The organism is Undibacterium sp. 5I2 (assembly GCF_035019605.1).
Lineage (GTDB): Bacteria > Pseudomonadota > Gammaproteobacteria > Burkholderiales > Burkholderiaceae_D > Undibacterium.
In genome coordinates, this window is the sequence record NZ_JASJVS010000001.1 from 51,680 (window position 1) to 74,590 (window position 22,911).

At 55.7% G+C, this 22,911-nt stretch carries 18 protein-coding genes and 1 pseudogene; 4 read left to right on the top strand and 15 right to left on the bottom strand.

What is annotated here, in order from left to right:
• Positions 1 to 207 precede the first annotated feature (207 nt).
• Positions 208 to 1,545 (top strand): sigma-54 interaction domain-containing protein, encoded by a 1,338-nt coding sequence (locus QN359_RS00265; protein WP_322249260.1) that lies wholly within the window; start codon positions 208 to 210, stop codon positions 1,543 to 1,545.
• Positions 1,546 to 1,575: 30 nt separating this feature from the next.
• Here QN359_RS00265 and QN359_RS00270 read toward each other — a convergent pair whose 3' ends face one another.
• The 3 genes and pseudogenes from QN359_RS00270 to QN359_RS00280 form a co-directional block, all read right to left on the bottom strand.
• Positions 1,576 to 1,998: a coiled-coil domain-containing protein gene (locus tag QN359_RS00270; protein ID WP_322249261.1), complete on the bottom strand. Its 423-nt coding sequence runs from the start codon at positions 1,996 to 1,998 to the stop codon at positions 1,576 to 1,578.
• 227 nt (positions 1,999 to 2,225) lie between these two features.
• Positions 2,226 to 3,785: a LuxR C-terminal-related transcriptional regulator gene (locus QN359_RS00275; protein ID WP_323493547.1), complete on the bottom strand. Its 1,560-nt coding sequence runs from the start codon at positions 3,783 to 3,785 to the stop codon at positions 2,226 to 2,228.
• Between the two features lie 206 nt (positions 3,786 to 3,991).
• Positions 3,992 to 4,432 (bottom strand): annotated as a pseudogene (locus tag QN359_RS00280) (LysR family transcriptional regulator); the annotation flags it as partial.
• A 128-nt stretch (positions 4,433 to 4,560) separates the two neighbouring features.
• On the opposite strand from QN359_RS00280, the gene yjjJ reads away from it, so the two are divergent.
• Entirely contained in the window at positions 4,561 to 5,877 is a 1,317-nt protein-coding gene (gene yjjJ, locus QN359_RS00285) for a type II toxin-antitoxin system HipA family toxin YjjJ (RefSeq protein ID WP_323493168.1), read from the top strand.
• A gap of 11 nt (positions 5,878 to 5,888) precedes the next feature.
• Here yjjJ and QN359_RS00290 read toward each other — a convergent pair whose 3' ends face one another.
• Complete coding sequence (locus QN359_RS00290) at positions 5,889 to 6,212, bottom strand: c-type cytochrome (protein ID WP_322249264.1); 324 nt, start codon at positions 6,210 to 6,212, stop codon at positions 5,889 to 5,891.
• A gap of 107 nt (positions 6,213 to 6,319) precedes the next feature.
• Here QN359_RS00290 and QN359_RS00295 point away from each other — a divergent pair, with 107 nt between their 5' ends.
• The gene (locus tag QN359_RS00295) at positions 6,320 to 7,336 is read left to right on the top strand and encodes an acyltransferase (protein WP_322249265.1); all 1,017 of its coding nucleotides are present in this window, start codon (positions 6,320 to 6,322) and stop codon (positions 7,334 to 7,336) included.
• Here the strand turns inward: QN359_RS00295 and QN359_RS00300 are convergent.
• Genes QN359_RS00300 through QN359_RS00335 form a run of 8 tightly spaced genes read right to left on the bottom strand, consistent with a single transcriptional unit; the run spans position 7,260 to position 17,602 of the window.
• Positions 7,260 to 8,498 carry an acetate/propionate family kinase gene (locus QN359_RS00300; protein ID WP_322249266.1) on the bottom strand — a complete coding sequence of 413 codons (1,239 nt, stop codon included), beginning with the start codon at positions 8,496 to 8,498 and terminating at the stop codon, positions 7,260 to 7,262. The two genes, QN359_RS00295 and QN359_RS00300, sit on opposite strands and share 77 nt — an antisense overlap.
• Positions 8,495 to 9,919, bottom strand: a complete 1,425-nt coding sequence (locus QN359_RS00305) for a bifunctional enoyl-CoA hydratase/phosphate acetyltransferase (protein WP_322249267.1) — start codon at positions 9,917 to 9,919, stop codon at positions 8,495 to 8,497. The genes QN359_RS00300 and QN359_RS00305 overlap by 4 nt, the downstream gene beginning before the upstream one ends.
• Positions 9,920 to 9,972: 53 nt before the next feature.
• Positions 9,973 to 10,743 (bottom strand): enoyl-ACP reductase FabI, encoded by a 771-nt coding sequence (gene fabI, locus QN359_RS00310; protein WP_322249268.1) that lies wholly within the window; start codon positions 10,741 to 10,743, stop codon positions 9,973 to 9,975.
• Between the two features lie 19 nt (positions 10,744 to 10,762).
• On the bottom strand, positions 10,763 to 11,920 hold the full coding sequence (locus tag QN359_RS00315) for an ABC transporter permease (RefSeq protein WP_322249269.1): 1,158 nt from the start codon (positions 11,918 to 11,920) through the stop codon (positions 10,763 to 10,765).
• Between the two features lie 13 nt (positions 11,921 to 11,933).
• Positions 11,934 to 13,088, bottom strand: a complete 1,155-nt coding sequence (locus QN359_RS00320; protein ID WP_322249270.1) for an ABC transporter permease — start codon at positions 13,086 to 13,088, stop codon at positions 11,934 to 11,936.
• Complete coding sequence (locus QN359_RS00325; RefSeq protein WP_322249271.1) at positions 13,085 to 15,088, bottom strand: ATP-binding cassette domain-containing protein; 2,004 nt, start codon at positions 15,086 to 15,088, stop codon at positions 13,085 to 13,087. Before QN359_RS00325 ends, QN359_RS00320 begins: the two co-directional genes overlap by 4 nt.
• Entirely contained in the window at positions 15,064 to 16,176 is a 1,113-nt protein-coding gene (locus QN359_RS00330; protein ID WP_322249272.1) for an HlyD family secretion protein, read from the bottom strand. Before QN359_RS00330 ends, QN359_RS00325 begins: the two co-directional genes overlap by 25 nt.
• A gap of 19 nt (positions 16,177 to 16,195) precedes the next feature.
• Entirely contained in the window at positions 16,196 to 17,602 is a 1,407-nt protein-coding gene (locus tag QN359_RS00335; RefSeq protein WP_323493548.1) for a TolC family protein, read from the bottom strand.
• A gap of 120 nt (positions 17,603 to 17,722) precedes the next feature.
• Here QN359_RS00335 and QN359_RS00340 point away from each other — a divergent pair, with 120 nt between their 5' ends.
• Positions 17,723 to 19,504 (top strand): PHA/PHB synthase family protein, encoded by a 1,782-nt coding sequence (locus tag QN359_RS00340; protein WP_322249274.1) that lies wholly within the window; start codon positions 17,723 to 17,725, stop codon positions 19,502 to 19,504.
• 20 nt (positions 19,505 to 19,524) lie between these two features.
• On the opposite strand, the gene QN359_RS00345 is transcribed toward QN359_RS00340, so the two are convergent.
• The 3 genes from QN359_RS00345 to waaF are packed head-to-tail and all read right to left on the bottom strand — an operon-like array spanning position 19,525 to position 22,905.
• The gene (locus QN359_RS00345) at positions 19,525 to 21,231 is read right to left on the bottom strand and encodes a diguanylate cyclase domain-containing protein (RefSeq protein ID WP_322249275.1); all 1,707 of its coding nucleotides are present in this window, start codon (positions 21,229 to 21,231) and stop codon (positions 19,525 to 19,527) included.
• Positions 21,232 to 21,239: 8 nt separating this feature from the next.
• Positions 21,240 to 21,797, bottom strand: coding sequence for a Crp/Fnr family transcriptional regulator (locus tag QN359_RS00350; RefSeq protein ID WP_322249276.1), 558 nt, complete (start codon positions 21,795 to 21,797; stop codon positions 21,240 to 21,242).
• 25 nt (positions 21,798 to 21,822) lie between these two features.
• Positions 21,823 to 22,905 carry a lipopolysaccharide heptosyltransferase II gene (waaF, locus tag QN359_RS00355; RefSeq protein ID WP_322249277.1) on the bottom strand — a complete coding sequence of 361 codons (1,083 nt, stop codon included), beginning with the start codon at positions 22,903 to 22,905 and terminating at the stop codon, positions 21,823 to 21,825.
• Positions 22,906 to 22,911 lie beyond the last annotated feature (6 nt).

A 22,911-nucleotide genomic window follows, 5' to 3' on the forward strand; every position in this document is an offset into this window, starting at 1 on the left:
TTATGTCTCGTCGATGGAATGCACTACAGCAAAAGCCGTGCCAAAGTATTTCCTTAAAGAAAAATACCGTAGACATTTGATTTTAAACAATATTTAATTCAGCGCTACGGTTCGCATGACATTTTTGGCAGCTATTGACTGCCAATGGCAGAGCCATTTGACATAGTGGCAGTCTTGCGACATGATGCGTCATCACTAGGAGCGAATATGCCGAGCAAGCTTGCCACCCCTGCGGCACCATCCCTCATCTCTGCTACGGTACAGTCTTTGATCTCGTTTCTTGAATACGAGCCGCACCCAATGATCGTGCTTGACCCAGCCTACAACATCCTGGCCGCAAATGTTGCCTACCAGCGAAATTTCGGGCAGGTCGACAAACCCCTCATCGGCCACAAGTGTTATCGGATTTCGCATCAGTACGAGGTGCCATGCGATCAGGCTGGCGAGCATTGCCCAATGAAAAAAGCGCAAGAGTTGCGCGGGCCAGACCGTGTATTGCATATTCACCATACACCCCGGGGCCCCGAGCATGTTGCTGTGGAACTGCGTCCCATTTTTGATGAAAGCGGCACTATTACCGCGTATGTCGAACGCTTGGAGGTGGTGCGTAGTGCTTCGGCGCGACCCAGCGACGATGGATTGGTTGGTCGCTCGGCCGCATTCAATCATGCACTTGGCGCGTTGCGACGCGTCGCGCCATCTTTGCTGCCAGTATTGCTGCTCGGAGAATCGGGCACCGGCAAAGAATTGTTCGCGCGCGCCGTGCACGAAATGAGCAATCGGTCGGCTGGGCCGTTTGTCATCGTTGACTGCTCAGGCTTGACTGAAACGCTGTTCGAGAGCGAACTGTTCGGCCATGAAAAAGGCGCTTTCACCGGTGCGACTTCACGCAAACTGGGGCTAGTCGAGACCGCTCAGGGTGGCACTTTGTTTCTCGATGAAATAGGTGATGTGCCGCTGTCAATGCAGGTGAAATTGCTGCGCCTGATAGAATCGGGTACTTATCGCCGTGTCGGTAGCGTCGAAATTCAGCACGCGACCTTCCGCTTGGTGGCAGCCACCCACAAGGCGCTCGATCGCATGATGGAGCAGAGGGAATTTCGGCAAGACTTGTATTACCGTATCAGTGCATTTCCGATTGTATTACCGGCACTACGCGAGCGTCCCGACGACATTGTGCTGCTGGTCGATTCATTTTTGCAACGGATGTCTTCAGGTGAACGCAAGTTGACGATCAACGCAGAGGCGATGGAACTATTACAGCGCGGTTCTTGGCCGGGCAATGTGCGCGAGTTGCGCAATGTCTTGGAACGAGCCAGCCTGTTCGCCGACGACAACGTGATTCGCGTCGAGCATTTACCGCTACCAGCAAACATCGAAGCCACGCGACAGAGCAAGCGCACTCAGGCAAGCGTCGCCGGCCCAGCCGATGTTCCGATGACTGCATGGGGCGGCACACGCAAAGAGCTGGCAGCGCAAATGGGGATCAGCGAACGCAGCTTATATCGTCGACTGAAACAGCAAAACCGGCAAAACCGCTCCTAACGAAACGCGACTCACTCCGTCGCCATTGAATTAATGCAGCAATTTTAAAATAAGAGTGGCAATCAAGCCCCCCTGCAAAATACCGGCAGAAACAATGTAGCGAATTAAATCTGCTTTGGTATTGGCATTCAATGTTTCGCCAGACAATTTAAATTGACTTAATTCTGCCTTCACTTCTTGACGAAAATACGCTAATTCTGTCTTCACTTCTTGACGAAAATGCGCTGATTCCGTCTTCATTTCTTGACGCAACGAAGTCAACTCAAAAGCTATTTTACTCAGTTCCGAAGCCACATCCTGCTTGGCGGAAAAACGCTCGCTCATGCTGTCATCGGTAGCTTGAATGAGTTCCGCTAATAGTGCCGTTTGCACTTTGGCTTGTTCTGGTGGAACGCCTGATTTTTCCAACTTTTCCACCATTATTTGTGTGTCGAATGGAATTGCCGCCATCATTTTTGCCTCCCTGCGCGAGCGCCTTGCTTGGTATAGAAAACGCGCCGCCCAAGCAATGTATGCTGAATCATTTGCAAGACACTATTGCTTAAGCACATACCTGAAAAACAGCGGTACGCGACATGGACCTATATATCAGACAGAAGTGGGCGCTGAAAACAAATTTATCATTGAGAACAAATAAGGTCAACTTACAATTAAGCAAATAATTGTAGCCATGTAAGCTACTATGCCGTGAACAGCTTGAGTTCCATGGCGCGAGCGACGGCTTCGGTTCTGCGTTGTACCTGTAGTTTTCCAAAAATATTTTGATTATGCCATTTCACCGTGCTCAGCGATAAAAACAGCCGTTCACTGATTTCCTGGTTCGAACGTCCTTGCTGCATCAAGTGCAGTATTTCCAGCTCGCGGGGGCTATAGGATTCAACAGTTGGCGCGGAAAACTGAGGGGCCGCTCGGGTAATTTCGCTCTGCTTCATCGGCTCTTGCAGGGCAAAGACACTGAGTAATTTGGCCACGTAATCCGGTTTAATTGCTTGGCTGGCGGCTTCGGCGAGCAGCTTTGCCATGACAATACCTTCATCGACAAAAATGCGGATATATTCTCCTGGCTCTGCCAGTACCAAGGCCTCATTGAGTACCTGTATCGCTTCCGTTCTTCTATCCAAGGCTGCCAGTGTCATCACCTGTGTCACCAGCGCTTTGAGTACCTCATTGGGATAGCCTTTTTCTACCATGGCGCGTCGGTGTGCGTCGATAATTGAGAACGCCGCACTGCCATTCCCTTGCGCAAGAAATGCTTTGGCTTGGGCCAGCGGTAATTTTTGTTGAGTGGCCAAATAGGCCGCACCCGACACCTCACCTCGTCGTAACATTTCCACCACCTGAACCTCAGCAATTTCCTGCATCCGGCCAGTGAAAAGCTTTGTCTTTGCGGCCACGCTGGCTTGCGCCAATAAACTCACGGCACTATCGTTATCCTCGCGCGCCAACATCATGCGTGCGCGTAATACGTCGCCACCCAATCCGTTTTCACTTTCCGAGCGGGCGGCAAGCTTGCTGCTCTTCAAGGCATGGAACTCAGCCTCGTCGAGTTCATTCCATTCATACAGTATGCGCGCTAATCCAAGGTGGGCTTCGCATCCGATCAAATGGTCAGGATCAGTAATCATTTGCAAGGCGCGTCGGTAAGTGTCAGCGGCTGAGCGAAGTTGATTGTCGCTTGCTTCAATACCTGCCAGTGCGATCGATGCCGCTACGGTAAACATCATGTTTCCGTTCGACTGCCCGGTGGTGACTACCTCGGAGAAAGCGCGTCGCGCCCCTGCACGTTCATTCCGAAACAGCAACACAACACCGAGAGCACAGTGCGCGGCCGTGCGCGCGGGCTGATTGTCTGCTGACAAGAGCTCTAAAGCGCGCGTTGCTTGAGAATGAATGACGTCAATATTATGTTGCGAGACCGCCGACCAAGACCAGAGGGTGGCGATTTGCCCGTAAAGATCTGGGGTAGACGAAGTAATCGGGGCATGACCTAGTGCAGCCTCGGCGGCCAATAGTTTTGCACTCACTTGTTTCGATTGGCCGGCAATAAACAGGGCCCAAGCAAACGTCACCCAAAGGGATGGATAGGCATTCAAGACCTTGTGGGGCTGTGCTTGTAGCCAACGTACGACAGGCTCCATCTCACCACGGAAGTACAGGGGCGTGCCGTTTCCTTCAATCAGACGCATCGCGCGTGGTATGTCGTTCGCGGCGACGGCTTGGTGAAATGCATCAATTTCCAAGCCTTGTTTCTCGTACCATAGGCTGGCACGAAGATGAAATGTTGCTGCTTGCTGATTTTTGAGTAAGCGTTGGCGCAAGAAATCAGCGAACAAGTGGTGGTATCGATACCAGCGCCGCTCATTATCGAGCGGAACAATAAAGAGGTTGACCTGTTCGAGGTATGCCAAGGTTTCCTGCCCATCAGCAACTTCAAGCAGCGCATCACATCCAGATCGACTACACCACTGCGCAGCAGAACACTGTCTTTATCGAGTTTTTGCACGAAACACAGCCGCACCCCGGGGGCTTCTTTGGCGCAGCGAGCCAGCAAATCCGGCCCGAAATTTTCGACAAAACCCTCGCGTGTGCGGATCGTAAATGTTCTGATCAGTTGTGCGAGATCGAGGTTTTCTGCGGGACGCAGAAGCGCCTCAGCATCCTGCACAATCTGGCTCACTTTTTCACGCAACACGAGCGCCCGAGGAGTGGGAACCAAACCGCGTCCGGCTCGGACCAACAAGGGATCACCGGTGGTCGCTCGCAATCGGGCCAGTGCACGGCTCATTGCCGATGGGCTGAGGCCGAGGCGTTTCGCTGCGCGCGCAACACTTCCCTCTGCCAGAACGGCATCGAGAGTCAGGAGTAAATTAAGATCTGGGCTTGGCATGTGTTGAGTTTAACATAACGCACTGCAGACGAGATAGCAGCAAGCGTATGATTAAACAGCGTCGAATGCTTCAATAAACAAGGCCGATTTGACTATCCTATGGGGTCTGATTTACATACGGCGCTGACATCGTTGCCACGGATACGCTTACGACCAATGTACAACAATCGTTACAACAATCGTTACATAGATCTATTATATTTGATGGCCAAATGGTTTCACGTGGGCGTGCTCGCAAAACCAGCTACGCGGCCAGACGAGCAATTCGTGGTAGTCAGGCACCGTTGATGCTGTATTCCGTCGACACCACCGGACGTACGCATGAAGCAGGCCAGCTTGAAGCGATTTATCCGGCCGGTTGTGCGATGCGCTTTGCCACCCCCTTGCCATGGCCGCTGTACGAAGAAATGCAAGATGGCTGGTTTCGCGGGCTCCCTTATCCCTTGGCAGATATGCGACCACAAGGTTTTGTAGGACGCAATTTTGCGCATCAGTATGCATCGATTCTGCAAGTCGACGCCGACCTGACACGCTGGAGTGAAGATGACGTCTTACACGTATTGAGTTTGCTGGGGTCAGATCAAGCCGGCAATTACATCTTAGGTGAAGCGGCGCTGCGCCGCTTCTATGAGGAACAACAAAGCAAACCGCCGTTTCTCACTGAAGATGCCATCGTCACAGCCTATCCGGCGCTGGCTCAACAGGCGCTGAGCCATGGCACAGTGGGTTCGTCCGCTGCCGGGGAATTTCCAAAATTTACCGCCCGACGCATGACAAGCACAGCGCAGCACGTGATTGTGAAATTTTCCGGTTCAGATGCTTCACCACAAGCACAGCGCTGGTCAGATTTACTGGTCTGCAAACACTTAGCCTTGAATACGATTGCTGACACGCTGCACGTTGCGGCAGCAAACAGTCGCATTTATCAATTCGGGGCGCGGACTTTTTACGAAGTGGATCGATTCGACCGCCACGGCGAGTTCGGCCGCTCCGGCGTCTGTAGTTGGCACGAGATGAATGTCGCCTTGTTCGGCAAAGCTGGCTCATGGTCTGCTGCAGCCGATGACTTGCTCGAGAATAATTACATCGCACCAGAAACGCGCGGCCAGATACAACTTTTGGAACTTTTTGGCCATTTAATCGCGAATACCGATATGCATGACGGGAATCTGGCATTCCAGCCAAACCTGATGTTAGCGCCGGCCTACGATATGTTACCGATGTTCTATGCACCACAACGTGGGGTTGAATTGCTTGATAGAAAATTTACGCCAACTTTGCCAAGCCCAAGAGAACGCTCCGCGTGGCTACAAGCTGCCGCGGCAGCCGCCGTGTTTTGGCATCGTGCGGCATGCGATCCAAGGATCAGCGATCGCTTCCGCACGATTTCAGCAGCGAATGCGCAGCAAATCGAAAGATTAATCAGCTCGCAGCGTGAGCAATAATTTAAGCAGTTTTAATCATTGAGCCGCGTAATCATATACTGCACGGCCGCGGTAATTTCCGCATCAGTGCAAGTGCTGCAGGAACCGCGCGCCGGCATGATTTTGTAACCGTGGATGGCGTGCTCAATCAGACGCGTCGGGCCCTGTGCCAAGCGGGCAGCCCAAGCCGGCCGGTCACTCAGTTTCGGGGCGCCGTTGACGCCACGCAGATGGCATTCGGCGCATTGCATGTTGTAAATCAGTGCGCCAGAACGCGGCCGCAGCTCTGCTGCCGGGGCTTGTGCTGCCAGCGCCAGCAAGCTGGCCGTGTACAGCAGGCTGATGATATTGGGCATATTTCTACCTCCTTGCCATGACAGAATATCGATTATCGCATGCGCAGCGAAACGCCGACGATAGGCTACAATAGCGCCACTTTCCGCCATCCTCTCTCCGACAGATCATGAATAAGCGCGCTTCCTGGGTCGATTATGCCAAAGGCTACGGCATTGTGCTGGTGGTCTATGGTCACGTCAGTCGTGGCTTGTTCAACGCCGGTCTGCTGCTCGATGCGCCGCGTTTCACGCTCATCGACAGCGTGATTTACAGTTTTCACATGCCGCTGTTTTTCTTTTTGTCGGGTTTGTTCTTCATTCCATCTTTCAACAAATATGGCCGGCCTGCGCTGCTGAGGGAAAAAGCCGGCAGTATTGTCTACCCCTACCTGGTCTGGTCGCTGCTGCAAGGTTACATCGAAGTGCTGTTGTCGCGCTATACCACCGCGCATGTCAGCTCGAGCGAGGTGTTGGCGCTGCTATGGCAGCCGCGCGCGCAATTTTGGTTTTTGTATGTTTTATTTACCTTGTTCGGCTTGATGGCGCTGCTGTATCGGCGCCCGGGCGCGGCCGTGTTGCTGCCGGCCGCCGCGCTGCTGGCCTGGATTGCCCACCTGCGGCTCAGTTTTCCATTTCCGCTCGATTTCATCGCCACGTATCTGTTGTTTTTTTGGCTGGGCACTGAGGCACTGCGTGTGCAAGCTTGGCTGCAAACACATGCGCTGGCGGCCACCTTGCTGTGCGCTGCGGCCTTCGCGGCCTTAGCTTACTGGCTGCATGGGCCGCTGGGCTTGCGCTATACCAGTCCGTCACTGTTGCTGCTGCCACTGGCACTGAGCGGGATCGCGCTGGTCTGCAGTCTGGCCATGCTGTCGACGCGGGCCGGCCGCGCCTTGCACTGGCTGCAATTGTGCGGCCGGTATTCGATGACTATCTATCTCATGCATATCTTGGTCGGCAGCGGCGTGCGCATCGTGTTGCAAAAATTCTGCGGCATCGATAACAGCGCCCTGCACTTGCTGCTGGCTTGCGTGATCGCGTGTGCGCTGCCGATAGGGTTTTACCGGTTCAGCCAGCGCCATGCCGCGCTGACTTACTGCTTTTCTCTGCCGCCTGCGCCGTCAGCCAAGCTGCCGCATCCATAGCGGCAATGCGGCCTTCGTCGGTCGGTATCACCCAGACTTCCTGGCTGCTTTCAGGCGCATGTATGGCGGCGATTTGTTCGCCGCTGGCTGCGTGATTTTTAGCCGCATCGATTTTCACCCCGAGATAGGCCAGACCGCGTGCGACTTGTTCACGCAAGGCGGCATCATGTTCACCGATACCGCCGGTAAACGCCAATACATCGAGCCCCTGCAAACAGGCAGACAAGGCTCCGCTTTCGCGAATGATGCGGTAAGCGAACAAATCGATCGCGGCGCCTGCCTCTGGCCTCTCACTACGACGTAGCATGCGCATATCAGCCGAGATACCGGACATGCCGAGCAAGCCAGATTCGCGATACAGCAGCGTTTCTATGCGTTTGGCATCCCACCCCGCCTGCAGCAAATGCAGCAGCACGCCAGGATCGAGCGCACCACAGCGGGTTCCCATCATCAAGCCATCGAGCGCGGAAAAACCCATGGTGGTGGCGATACTGCGGCCGTCACGCATAGCGCATACACTGGCACCATTGCCGAGATGGGCCATCAGCACGCGCTGGCTGGCGCGCGTGGAATGCTGCGCCAAGCGGCCCGCCACATAGCGATAGGATAAGCCGTGAAAACCGTAGCGGCGAATGCCGGCCGCACGTAAAGCCAAGGGCAGCGGTATGGTGGATTCATTGACTGGCAGGGTGGAATGAAAGCCGGTGTCGAAACAAGCGATTTGCGGCAGCTCGGGGTAAGCTTGTTGAAACGCCCTTACCCCTTCCAGATTATGCGGCTGGTGCAGCGGTGCCAGCGGTGCCAGCTTTTGCAGATAACTGCTGACCTCGTCATCGACCGGCAGCGAGGCGGCATAGCGTTCACCACCATGGACGATGCGGTGGGCTACGGCGACGATATCGATGCCCGTACTGTGCTGTGTAATCAGGCTGCGCAAGCTGGTCAGGGCGACGGCAAACAATTGTTCAGGATCGGCCGCCGCGAGTGGGAATTGTTCGCGGCCGTCGGCGCTGTCCAAGCGTATCGCCGGTGTGCCACCGGGTTCGAGACCATCGACCAAACCGGACAAGACGGCCGCATCAACGATGGCATGGTGCTGTGGATAAAGCGCGAATTTAATCGATGAAGAACCGGAATTGACGGCCAAGATAGCGCTGCTCATGGCGCATTTTTCCTGTATTCATGGGCCAGCAATTTCACCAATGCGGCCGAAGCCACGCGTGCGCTGGCACCGTCGGCGCGGCTGGTCAGGGCGATCGGCACGCGCGCACCGAGCACGATGCCGCAAGTGGCAGCACCGGCCAGATATTCAAATTGTTTGGCCAGCATATTGCCCGATTCGAGGTCCGGCACCATCAGGATATCAACCTCACCGGCCACTGCTGAAACAATCCCCTTGACGCGCGCAGCTGCGGCCGAGATGGCGTTATCGAAGGCCAGCGGGCCATCGATAATGGCACCGCTGATTTGACCGCGATCGGCCATTTTGCATAAGGCGGCCGCATCGATGGTGGAGGGGATTTTCGGGTTGATGGTTTCGAGTGCAGACAGAATCGCCACCTTTGGCACGGCGATGCCGAGGGCATGCGCGAGCTCGATGGCATTTTGCAGAATATCGGCTTTTTCGGCCAAATTCGGCGCGATATTGAGCGCCGCATCGGTCAGCAGCAAGGCCTTGTGATACATCGGTGCATCGAGATGAAACACGTGCGACAAGCGACGCTTGGTTTTCAAACCGGCGCAATGTACTACGGCTGACATCAATTCATCGGTGTGCAGACTGCCCTTCATCAAGGCTTCGACGGCCCCGGCGGCGGCCAGTTCGACGGCTTTGTCGGCGGCCGCATGGCTGTGCGCGACATCGATGATTTCAATGCCGGCAAGGTCGAGCCCGGCTGCGGCTGCCACGGCTTGCAAGCGGGCTTTTGGCGCGATCAAGACAGCAATGATGAGGCCGGCACGGGCGGCGTCGAGCGCGCCCTGTAAAGAATCGGCATCACAGGGATGGACCACGGCGCAGCGCACCGGGGCCAGCTGGTGCACGCTGGCGATCAAGGCTTGTTGACGCGCGCCGAGGTCGAACAGGGCTAAGGTCGGCAAACTGCTGCGCGTGCGGCGTACCGATTCAGTCGGTGCGATCACCAGCGCGTTACCGGCGACTACCGTGACACCATCTTGATTAATGATATGACAATCGAGCGTGACGCGTTTTTTCAAATCATCCTTGCTCACCACAGTAGCCGAAATGGTCAAGACATCACCGATGCGTACCGGTTTGGAAAAGTGCAGAGTTTGTTCGAGATAAATCGTGCCGGGCCCCGGCAATTGCGTGCCGAGTATGGTCGAGATCAAGGCCCCTCCCCACATGCCATGCGCAATCACGCCGTGAAACAGGGTGTGGTCGGCATACTCGCTGTCGAGATGGGCCGGATTGACATCGCCCGAAATAGCCGCGAATGCCAGGATGTCGGCCCGCGTAAGCGTGCGCGTATGGCTGGCCGACTGGCCGATGTAAATATCGTCGTAGATCACATTGGCAATCACGGCTTGCTCGTTCTGCAGCGGATAAACGGGGTTGTTCATTGAATGCTCTCGTGGATAAGCGAAAAAAAAACAGGCGGGCGCAGACGGCGCGTTCAGTTAACGATGTGGTAACCACCATCGACATACAAAGTTTGCCCGGTCATACCGGACGAGGCATCGCTGATCAAAAAAGCCGCCAACTGACCGATTTCAGCCAAACTGACCAAACGCCGCAACGGTGCGCGCTGCGCTGCTTTTTCCATCAAGGCATCAAATTCCAGCAAACCGGACGCGGCCCGAGTCGGTACTGGCCCGGGTGACAACGCATGCACGCGCACGCCCTGTGGGCCGAGTTCGACGGCCATGTAGCGTACCAAAGATTCCAGTGCGGCTTTCACCGGTCCCATCAATCCGTAATGCGCCACGGCTTCGTCGGCACCGAGATAACTCATCGTGATCAAACTCGCTGTGGGACTCAAGTAAGGCTCGCAACACTTAGCCAATTGCGCGAACGAATGACAAGAAACTTGCATGGCGCGGGTGAATCCGGCAGCGGAGCTGTCGATCACGCGGCCATGTAAGTCTTCGAGTGGAGCCCAAGCAATAGAATGGATCACGAAATCGATTTGACCAAATTGTGCCGCCGTTTGCGCGACCAAGGATGCCAGCGCCTTGCTGTCTTCCACATTACAGACAATTAATTTTGCGTCCAGTTGCACCGCCAGCGGAGCGACGAAGCTCAAGGCTTTTTCATTTACGCAAGAGAGCACCAATTCTGCGCCCTGTGCATGCGCCACCAAGGCGCAACCGTAAGCAATACTGTGCTCGTTAGCAACCCCAACGATGAGGCCGCGTTTGCCACTCAATGTACGTGTTTCTGACATGGTAAAAATCTTTCTTCGATTAAGCGAATTGCTGTTTGAAGCGGCTCATCGTAATGCCGCTGATCACTGCCGCGATGCCGCCGATACCGAGCAACATCGGCCACAATACCGTCACGCCTGCGCCTTTCATTAATATGCCATAACTGGCATTGGTGTAGTAATACAACGGTGATAAATACATCCCCCAGCGCATGACGTTCGGCAATGCCTCGGGTGGCGTCCAAGCACCGGATAGAAACATCATCGGTGCCAATAATAAAATCACCATCATGCCGGCTTGCGCCATATTGCGCGTCACGGTGGCGATCAATATACCGAGCCCGGCCAAGGTACTGACGTACAGAGTCGTGACGGAAAAAAACAGCCAGACACTGCCATTGACCGGAATAGCGAACACCGGCACCAAAATACCGAATAAGCCGAGTGCCGTTCCAGCCAGAATCACGGCGAGCATCGCAATGATTTTAGGCATCATAATCTGCCAAGGTGACAGCGGTGAGACAAGCAATTGTTCTATGGTGCCACGCTCTTTTTCTCGGACCATGGCGGCGGCCGGCAAGAGCATGGCAAACAAGGTCACGACATTGAGCAATTCGGAAATACCCATGAACCAGGCATCATTTTGATTCGGATTGAACCAGACGCGCGTGGCATTGTTAATCAGCGGTATATCGACGCTGCCCTCAATACTACTGATACCGAAACGCTGGGCCGCCTGCTCCAAGCCATAGCGTGCCACGATCTGGCTGGCATCGATGGCAGCCAGAAATCCCTGCACCGAATTGGAGGCGTCGATTTGCATTTGCACTGAGACGCCATCGCCGCGCGCCAGCGCGGCACCGAAGCCGGGCCCGATATCGAGTACCGCCATGGCCTTGCCGTCATCGAGTAATTGCTGGCCTTGCGCGGCCTCGTGCAGCGCACCGATCCAGTGAAATTCCGGTGGCATGAAGCGCCCTGCCAACTCGCGCGAGGCGGCACTGCGGTCGAGATCAGACAAGGCCAGTGCCGCATGGTTGAGTGCAAACGAGACCCCCGAAGCGGCATTGTAAATATCGGCGGAAAAAGCGTAAAGCACGAACACCAGCAGGGTCGGATCGCGCAATAGTTGCAGCAATTCTTTCCATGTCATGGCTTGCAGACGACGCCACCACACGCGTTGAAAAAGGACAAGCATAATGTCGCGGGCCTCAGTGAGCGGGACGTTTGTGAAAGGCCAAAAAACCGGCGGAAAACAGGGCCACGGCATACAAGGCCAACACCAACAGATCACTCCACAAGGCGGCCACGCCTACCCCTTTGAGAAAACTGCCGGTGGCGATTTCGGCGTAATACATGCCCGGTAACAGATGGGCAATCACAGCGGCAATCGCCGACAAAGAAGGAATCGGAATGATCATGCCGGAATACAGCACGGCCGGAACCACTGTGACAATCGCCGTGCCCACCATCGCCGCCACTTGGGTGTCGACTACCACCGAGACCAGCAAGCCGATGCCGGTGGTGCAGATCACATACAACATGGTGGCAAAGGTGAAAAACAGCGGATCGCCCTTGAATGGCGCGCCGAACAACAGCAAGGCCATGGCCGTTAACACCGCGGCATTGAGCATGGAAATGGCGACATACGGTAACAGCTTGCCGAGCAAATATTCGCCGCGTGTCAGCGTCGATGCGTAGACATTATAGATCGCCCCCGATTCCTTTTCTCTGACCACGCCGAGTGCGGTTAAAAACGGCGGCGACAACATCAGAATGACCATGATCAGTTTCGGTGCGAGCGACCAGATGCTTTTGACTTCTTGATTGTACAAGTAACGAGTTTCCAATTTCACCGGCTGCAGCAACTCACGCAAGCGCCCTTCCGGCAGCCCGCTTTGCGCGGAAAAATATGCCGCCAGATGATCGAGATTGACGGCAGCATTGATCGCCGTGACATAGCCTTTCGTGGTCAAGGCGCGAAATGGAAAGGTGCCGTCTATCCAAGTCTGTACATCGGTGCTCTTACCTGCCTGTAAGCGCGCACCGAATTGTGGTGGAATGATGATCACGGCGCGCAGGGTATTATCGATCAGCAGTTGTTCCAGCTCTTGCTGACGACTGGCATAGCGGTACAATGAAAAATAGCGCGAATCACTGAATTTGTGTGCATAGTCGCGCGACATCACCGATTGGTCATAATCGACGATAGCCAGCGGAATATGTTCGACATCGAGCGAGAGGCCGAAACCGAACAACAGCATGAGCAAGGAAGGTACAACGAAGGCGAGTACGAAAAACAAACGGTCGCGCACAATTTCACGCCACTCTTTGTAAGCGACTACCCGGATACGTTGCAAATTCATGGCTTTTCTCCGCGTGCCTTGGCGTCCGCCGTTTCCAGCGCCGTGACGATCTGTACGAACACATCTTCCATCGCCAAGCGCCGCACCCGGATATCGAGTCGTCGGCCACCATTGAGCAAGCGCTCGATAGCCGTGATCTGAGCTGCCGGATCGGACAACAACACATGGATGCGCGCACCGAACAAGGCGGCACTGACATAGCCGGCTTGCTGCAGCAAGTCGAGTGCGGCAGCAGCAGCGGGCAAGCGAATTTCATGCAATTGACCGGCGTCGCGCTCGACCATCGCTTTGAGCGCATCAGGCGAGGCATCGGCCACCACTCGACCAGCATACATGAGGGCGATATGGTCACAATGCTCGGCTTCCGACATGTAATGAGTGGTCACCAGGATAGTCACCTGTTCTTCGCGCGAGAGACGGAACAAGACATCCCAGAATGCGCGTCGACCGAGCGGATCGACGCCGGAAGTCGGCTCATCGAGAAACAAGACTTGCGGGCGGTGTATCAGCGCGCACCCGAGCGCGAGCCGCTGACGCAAGCCCATCGGCAAGCTGGCGGTGAGCTGGGTGCCGAAGGCGCGCAGGCCGGCCATATCGAGTATCCAATCCAAGCGCGCGGCGGTTTCGCCACGGCTGAGACCGTAAATGCCGGCGTACAGACGGATATTTTCAAGCACAGACAAATCAAGATAAAGTGAAAATGCCTGCGACATATAGCCGATGCGTTCGCGAATCTGCCGACCGGCGCTGCGCATGTCGGCACCGGCCACGCTGCCGCGTCCTGAACTCGGTGTGAGAATACCGGTGAGCATTTTGATCACCGTGCTTTTACCGGCCCCATTGGCACCGAGCAGTCCGAAAATTTCGCCTTGAGGAACTTGGAAACTGACTTGATCGACCGCTTTGAAGTCAGCGAACACGCGACTCAGTTCTTGCGCGGCGATCGCCAGCGTCGGTGTGTCGCCAGACACCGACGTCACGACTGCCGGCACGGCTGCCGGTAGCGCGGCAGCCGGCGGCGGTGTCAAGCCCTGTTGCCGCAACAAGGCGATGAATACATCTTCGAGTTCGGCTTCGAGCACCTCGGTGTTTTGCTGCGGTATACCTTCGAGGCAAGCGGCGATCAGGCCGCGTGCACGCGCCGTGTCATCGCCATCGACAAACACGCGTAACTGCCGACCGAGTGCTTCGATTTGTGGAAATTGCCGGGTCAAGCGATTGACCGCTTCGAGTTGCTGCTGCGGCTCGCGGCACTCGGTACTGACGATCACACCGGCGGCCAAGGCACGCAATTGTTCCGGCTCGCCGGCAGCGAGAATTTTCCCGGCATGCATGAGCGAGACACGGGAAAAACGACTGGCCTCATCCATATACGCGGTGGAGACCAAGGCGGTGATGCCTTTTTCTTTCAACAAATGCGCGAGGATACTCCAGAATTCGCGGCGTGAAACCGGATCGACGCCGGTGGTCGGTTCATCCAGTATCACCAGCTGTGGTTCATGTATCAAGGTGCAGACGAGGCCGAGTTTTTGCTTCATGCCACCCGAGAGATTTTTCATCGGACGGTCGCGAAAGCGTTCGAGTCGCGTACTGCGCAACAAGGCTTCTTTGCGACTGCTGAGTTCGGCAGCGCTGAGCAAACGCAAACCACCGAAGTAATCGATATTTTCTTCCACCGATAAATCACCGTAGAGATTTTGTCCCAAACCTTGCGGCATGAGGCCGATGCGGTGTTTGATCAATTCACTGCTCTGCTCGCTGTTTATCAGTTGCGCAAATACGCGCAGCTCGCCACGGTCATGCGCTAACACCCCGGCCACCGCCTTGAGCAAACTGCTTTTACCGGCCCCATCGGGGCCGATCAAGCCGTAAATTTCACCGACCTCTACCTGCAGGCTGATGCCATCGAGCGCGACGGTGCTGCCATAGGCTTTGCAGAGCATCCGCAAGTCGACCACGGGGGCATCGGCCGCCGTTAATTCCAACGCGGTTTTTGCCATGCTACCCCCTCTTGCCAACGCACTACGGCATCGGCCGGAATACCGGGTGTGAGTTGATGCTCGGGGTTGCTGACGATGTCGAGTTTGACGGCATACACGAGCTTGACACGTTCATCGGTAGTTTGTACTTCTTTAGGAGTGAATTCGGCACGCGCCGAAATGTAACTGACACGCGCCTCATAAAAATGTTCGGGGCGCGCATCGGTATAGATTCGCGCCGGCAAACCTAGCCGCAGTTGACCGATGCGCGCTTCCGGTACATAGACTTTCAAATACAGATGATCGAGATTAACCATCTCCAACACCGATCCGCCCGGCATCACCATTTCGCCAGGCTCGCGCAAACGGCTCAATACCACGCCGGCGGCCGGCGCATGAATCACCAAATCGCTGAGCACGGAATTGGCTTCGCTCAGCGCGGCGGCAGCACGCTCGCGTTGCGCCCGCAGCGCGTTGATGTCGTCGTCGCGCGCACTGACTTTGTCACTGCCAAGGCCAGCTTGAACTGCGCCTTGTCTGGCGCGTCCCAGCGCTTGGCCGGCAGCAATGAGATCAGCTTGTGCCACTTGCCACGCCAAATCAGCCTGCTCGGCGCGATGCAACTCGATCACGCCACGCGTATATAAATCATGATTACGTTCGGTATCGCGCTGAGCTTGATTGGCCAGCGCCTGCGCTTTGCTCAGCATGGCTTGCGCTTGACTGACCGCGGTAGCGGCCAGCGCCACGCCGATCGGCACTTCGCGTCGGGCGATGGCGACATTGGCCTGTGCCGCATCGAGCTGGGCTTGGCTGGCATTGAGTAATTGCCGCGCTTGTTCCACCTTGGATTGAAAACTCTGATCTTCGAGCTGGGCGACGATGGCGCCGGCATTAACGCTGTCGCCTTCCTTGGCGAACAGCGCACTGATACGCCCCGGATATTTAGCCGCCGCCACGATGCGTTCGCCCTCGATGCGACCGCTGGCGGCGATCAAGCCCTCGGGCAGTGCGCGACTTTTTGCCAAGTAGTAAAACAAGCCGCCGGCAATGACAACGACTGCGATGCTCAATAATACCGGTCCGATCAATTTTTTCTGATTTTCCATTTTCTTCTCCGGGCAGGGATTACAGCGTGCCTGCCGCATACAGTAATTGCCAACGACTCAATTCTCTATCCAGCAGCGCATTGTCGCGATTGCTGCAGGCTTGCAGCCGACTGCTGACGGCATCGAGCACTTCACTGGCCGGTGCCAAGCCGGCGCGATAACGTTCCTGCGCCAACTGCAAGGCTTCTTCGGCTTGTGCTACGGCGCTGGCAACGAGCTGTATGCGTGCCGCGGCTTCCTGTTGCTGTAACCAGGCTTGATGCACTTGTAAAGCGATACGCTCCGCCGTGTCGCGCTGCATTTCCTGCACGGCAGCGGCATGCGCCGCCAATTGGGAGGCTTGGGCACGAATCAGGCCGCCGTCAAACAAGTCCCATTTCAGCACCACGCCCAACCACCAACCCTTGTCTTGCGCTAAGTAGCGATTGTCCAGTTTGGCATAGCCACCGCTGAGGCCTATCTGTGGCAAATACCCAGCCCGCACACTGGCCGCTTGTTCACGATAAGCCTGGCTACGCGCATCGAGCTGCTGTAATTCCGACCTTTGTTCGGTGGCGCTGTGCAGGTAGGGAGCGAGGCTGCTGTCGCTGGTCGCGGCAGCCGAAATATCTTGCAAGTCCACCGGCGCAGCGTAGGCGCGGCCGAGCCAGCGGTTATACGCGGCACGCGCGAGTGTGAGCGCATTGTCTGCTTGCAGCGCCATTTGACGCGCATTCGCCGCAGCCACCTCGGCCGCTAACAAATCGCGCCGTGGAACATAGCCATGTTCGAACAGTTCTTGCGCATCGTGGCGATGGCTCTGCAGCGCGGCCAAATAAGTGCGCGCCACGCTGTCACCATGTTCGGCTCGTAACACCGCCAGATAGGCGCTGGCCACCGCCAGTTTGAGTTCGCTGCGCGTTTGTCGGACCTGCGCCTGACTGGCACCGGCCTCGGCTTGGGCAGCCGCCACGCCATGGGCAATTTTTCCACTCGTCAGCAGCGGCACCGACCAGTTGAGCGCGCCATAATAGGCAGAATTCTGGGCAAACGGCAACGTCGCCCCCTTCAAAAAGGCTAAGGCCGGTAAATCAATTTTCGCCGCCGGTTCGCTTTGCGTGCGCAGGTAGCCGGTCTCCATACTCAGCTTGGGCAGATAATTGGCACGCGCGGCCCTGACTTGGTCAGCGGCCGCCTGTTCCTGATATTGCGAGGCCAGCAATTGATGGTCTCGCTGCAATGCCACATCCCAAGCTTGCACCAAAGATTCTGCCGCATAGCTGGGGAGGCTGACGAAATTGATACAGATCAAACTTACCGCGAATATCCGAAAAGAGTGGTACTTCGACGTTTTTTTAACTGTAAAACAGTGACTGCTGCGCGCCGCATTATTCAGCGATGACTGCATAATCAGCATGGCATACACAGTGGAGAAAGCTTTTTTCATATCAGCGCCTATACAATTCATCACAGTGTATTGCTGCAAGCGCACAATCGAATTGATCAGAATCAATTTTATTAACTGTGAAGTTTGTGACAATCAAAGTTCACCCTGAAAGGAATGCAGATGAAGTCCCAGCAATCCACTGCCGTTATCGCGGCCGCGAACGAACACCATGCCTTGCCCGACGCCGCCAATTGCGATATCAGTGAAGCCGCCGCGCCACCGCATCCGCTCGATGTCGCATGGCAAAATCAGGTCGCCAAGTTAACCGGTGGCGTGTCGCCGACCAGCGTGAGCTTGGCTTGGATGGATTGGTTCTTGAATTTGGCTAATTCCCCGGGCAAGCAAATGGATTTACTCAAACTGCTGCAACAGCAAGCCAAAAACTGTTTGCAGCCGGCACCGATCGGCGCGGCCGACAGCCGCTTTGCCGATGCCGGCTGGTCGCAATGGCCGTACCAAGCTTTTTCTCAAGCGTTTTTGCGCACTCAGGATTTCTGGCAGGCAGCCACCTCGGGCGTGCGCGGCGTCAGTGCCCACCATGAAGATGTAGTCAGTTTTACGGCGCGCCAATTACTCGATATGGTCGCGCCATCCAACTTCCCGTGGTTGAACCCGGAAGTCTTGGCCGCCACCCGTTCCAGCGGCGGTAAAAATCTCGCCTCCGGTCTGCTGCACATGATGCAAGATCTCGGGCTGGAATTGCCATCGCAAGATGGTCAAGCGCAAACCTCGACGCAATTGGGCTATGAGCCGGGCCGCGAGGTGGCGCTCACGCCCGGTAACGTCGTGTATCGCAATCACCTCATCGAGTTGATTCAGTATGCACCGCAGACCCCTACCGTTCATGCGCAACCCTTGTTGATCGTGCCATCGTGGATTATGAAATATTACATCCTCGATTTGTCGCCACATAATTCCATGGTGGCCTACTTGGTAAGTCAAGGGCATACGGTGTTCATGATTTCTTGGCGCAATCCGGGCCAAGAAGATCGTCAGTTGGGGATGCAGGATTATCTGCGCAGCGGTTTGTTCGACGCACTCGAACAAGTCGCCCACATTTGTCGGCAACCGGTGCATACAATCGGTTACTGTTTAGGCGGCACGCTGCTGGCGATCGGCGCGGCGGCGATTGCCGGCAAACGCATCAGCGCGCCGGCACAGTTGGCCAGCGTGACGCTGCTGGCGGCGCAAACCGATTTCAGCGAGCCGGGTGAACTGGGCTTGTTCATCGATGAGAGTCAATTGGCGATGCTCGATGCGCTGATGTGGAAACAAGGTTACCTCGACGGTAAGCAAATGTCGGGCTCGTTTGAATTACTCAATTCGCGCGACCTGATTTGGTCCAAGCTGATGCGCGAATACCAGCTCGGTCTGCGCCAGGAACCGAATGATTTGATGTCCTGGAATGCAGACACCACCCGCCTGCCCTACCGCATGCACAGCGAGTATTTGAAACATCTGTTTTTGCACAATGATTTGGCCAAGGGCCACTATGAAGTCGACCACCATGTGGTCGCCTTGAAAGACATCAAATCGCCGATGTATGTGGTTGGCACCGAGCGCGACCATGTTTCACCTTGGCGTTCAGTTTACAAGATCAATGTGTTGGCCGATACCGAGATCGAATTCGTGCTGGCATCGGGTGGACATAATGCCGGCATCGTTTCGGAACCAGGCCATGCGCGCCGCAGTTTTCTGTTTCTGCCAACGGCCATGCGCAGCACTGCCTACCATGATCCGGAAGCTTGGCTGCAGCAGGCGCAGCGACAAGATGGCTCGTGGTGGGAACACTGGCAGCAATGGCTGCTGCAACACAGCACGGCAAAACGCCTCAAGGCCGTGCCGCTGGCAGCACAACCGGAATTGGGCACGGCACCGGGTAGTTATGTGTTTGAGAAATAAGTGAGCAGAGGCTGAGCGCGTCACGAACCTTCGGCCGCGCTCGGTGCACGGTTGGTCGCGACAAACATTCTGGCGTGATCGCGTCCATTGGCTTTGGCCAGATACATGGCGTGATCGGCGTGCTGCGCCAGCATCGCGGCCTCATGTCCATGTTCCGGATAAAGGGCAATACCGATACTGACGGAAATATGGTAGCTGCAGTTTTCAATGACAAACGGCTGGCCGACTGCGTGACGGATTTTATCGGCCAGCATCAGCGCGGTCGCGCTGCTGCCGACGTCGGTAATGAGGGCAACGAATTCATCGCCGCCGATGCGGCCGACGGTATCATTGTCGCGTACCGCGCGCTTCATACGCACCGCCACCTGCTGCAAAATGGCATCGCCGATGGCGTGCCCGTGATTATCATTGATCGGCTTGAAGCGATCGAGATCGATGAACATCAGGGCCAGCATACTGTCATTGATCTTGGCAGTGATCAGAGCTTGCGCGAAACGGTCGAAGAACAAGATACGATTGGGCAGATTGGTCAAGCCATCATGATGTGCCATGTGTGCCATGCGGTCGCTGGCTTCTTTGCGTTCGGTGACATCGAGTTTGACCGAAATGTATTTGATCACTTGCCCGTGCTCGTCGCGGATCGCGGCAATGTGTGCCTCTTCCCAGTAAATTTCACCTGATTTACGGCGATTGATCAGCTCACCCGACCAGACTTTTCCTTGTGCCAGACAAGCCCACATATCCTGATACGTCGCTATCTCGGTCAAACCTGATTGCAGCATTTTCGGAGTACGTCCGATTGCTTCTTCGGCACTGTAACCGGTCTCTTTGCAAAATTGCGGGTTGACATATTCGATGCGGGTATCGGCGGCGGTAATAACCACCGAAGTCGGGCTATGCTCGATCGCCATCGACAACAATTGCAGGCGCAGTTGATCCTTTTTTCCCGCAGAAAGACTATGCGCAAGACGTCGGTTGACGCGCAGTATATAGAGCAGCAAACACAAGGCCAGGAAGACCAAAAGGCTCAAGCCGGCGACTTTTCGGTACTCAATGAGCCGCTCCGTGAGCGTTTCCTGATGATACAAAAACCCCTCCAAAGGAAAATTCTTCGGCAACATACCAAGGCTGGCGTAGGCCTCGGCAATATGGCGCCAACGTCCCGGATTCATGTAGCCGGGTGCGATCAAATCGTGACGCAACAGAGCCAGGGTTTGGGCCGCTTCAAATTGCAAAAAGTCTTTGCGTCCCGGTGTATCGTGGAGATTCGGATACGACTGCAAAATCAGGGAGATCATTTGATCAGGATGGGCCGCGGCATACTCCCAACCGCGCAAACTGGCGGCGCGAAAGGCCGCCACACGTTCCGGATGGGCGCGGATCTGCTGCTCGGAAGTAAACAGGTTATCGCCGTACACATCGATGCCATCGGAACGTGGGGTGTAAATTTGGTAGGGAAAATCAGCTTGCTCGAGGAAATACGGTTCCGTGGTCAGATAAGCCGAGATGGCATCGGTGCGACCGGCAATGAGATCATTGACGTCAAAGCTGTGTTTTTTCAGCTGCAATTGCGTGCTCGAGATGCCCTCGCTGTTCAAATACGCCAGTAATTCTTCCGACTGCGGTTCCAGCATCACACGTTGACCGCCCAGGTCCTGCACACTTTGGGTAGCCGAGCGACGGCGCGCCACCAACACTTGTGCCCACAGAAATGCTGAAGTTGACAAACAAATATTTACATTTGCAAGCGTTTGCGAATCCGGCTCAGCGCTTCCGGCGTCACACCAAGATAATGCGCGAGGTCGCGCAATTGAATCCGTGCCGCCATGTGCGGGTAGCTATGTAAAAATGACAGGTAGCGCGCTTCCGGTGCCATCGTCAGTAATTCACGTTCGCGCTGCTCTTTGCGCACGATATGCGCACTGAGCAAATGACGGATCGCAGTTTGCCAGGCCGGATACCGCTCGATGAGCAATTTGACGGCGGCATAGTCGACTTGTTCGATCTCACAATCTTCGATTGCGGTGGCAAAATAATCGGTTTTCAAACCGGCGATGAGCACATTCGGACAAGCAAAAAAATCGCCCGCGCCGATGAAGGATTTAATCCACTCCTGCCCGGCCTCGCTCAGGTAAGTGAGTTTGACGATACCACTGCGCAGTACATACACATACGGTTGCCACTGACCGGCGGCAAACACATCGCTGCCTTTGGCGAAGCGATGCACTTGACAGGCTGGCAGCAAGGTTTCCCAATCGGGTAAAACGCAACCAGCCGCATGCTCCATTAACATTCGCGTTTCTTGCAACATCTCCACCTCAGCGCGCCGCGGCGGGCAGCAGCGCTTGCAGCGTCGGCCACAACAAGTCCGGTGCCAGCTTGCGCATGCAATCGTGATGTCCGAGCGGACAGTCACGCTGCTTGCACGGCGCACACGCCAAGCGCAGCGAAAAGCTTTTGGCACCCTGAGAAAACGGCGGCGCATGATCGGGATCGGTAGAACCGTAAATCGCCAGCACCGGACGATTGAACGCCGAGGCGATATGCAGCAAGCCAGAGTCATTACTGACCACCGCTGTGGCAGCCGACAACAGCGCCAGCGCCTGAGTCAAACTGGTTTGCCCGGCCAGCGCATGGACCTGTGGACAGAGCGCCTTGATTTCCGCGCACACCTCAACATCCTTGGGTGAACCGAGTAAAACAATCTGCGCTTGTGGGGAGTGCTGCCAAATCAAATTGGCGAGTGTAGCAAAGTGTTCCGGTGGCCAGCGCTTCGATGGCCCGAATTCGGCACCGGGACCAAAGCAAATCAATTGTTCGTGTTCCGACAAACCGAGACTGCGCAATGTCGTCAGCCTGGCTTCCGGTGCCAAGCTCAAGACTGGTGTCGGCAGCTTTTGATCGAAGTGGGCAATCGGTGCGAACGCCAAAGCAGCATAAAAATTCACCATGGCGCGCGGCTGCCCGGGTTCATCATGGTGCATGCGATTGATCAGGCCGTAGCGACTCTCACCTAGGTAACCGACCCGCAGCGGAATGCCGGCAAACCACGGCAACAGCGCGAATTTCAAAGTATTCGGCAAAATATACGCAGCGCTGTAGCCGCGTCGACTCAAGGCGCGCGCAAAACGCCAACGCTCGCGCAGCTGCAAGGCGCCGTGCCGGAACGGCGTTTCCAGCACCTGATCGACTTCGGCCATCGCGCGCACCACCGGCGCTACCCAGGCGGCGGCCAGCACATCGATGGCATGCTCGGGATGCTGCTGCTTGAGTAATTGCAGCAAGGGTTGCGCCATGACGGCGTCGCCTATCCAATTCGGCGCAATGACCAACAAGCGCGGTTTGGTCGATTCTGCGGGCAAGCTCATAGGAGAGGTATCGGGTAAGGAAGTGGGTAACATTTGCCG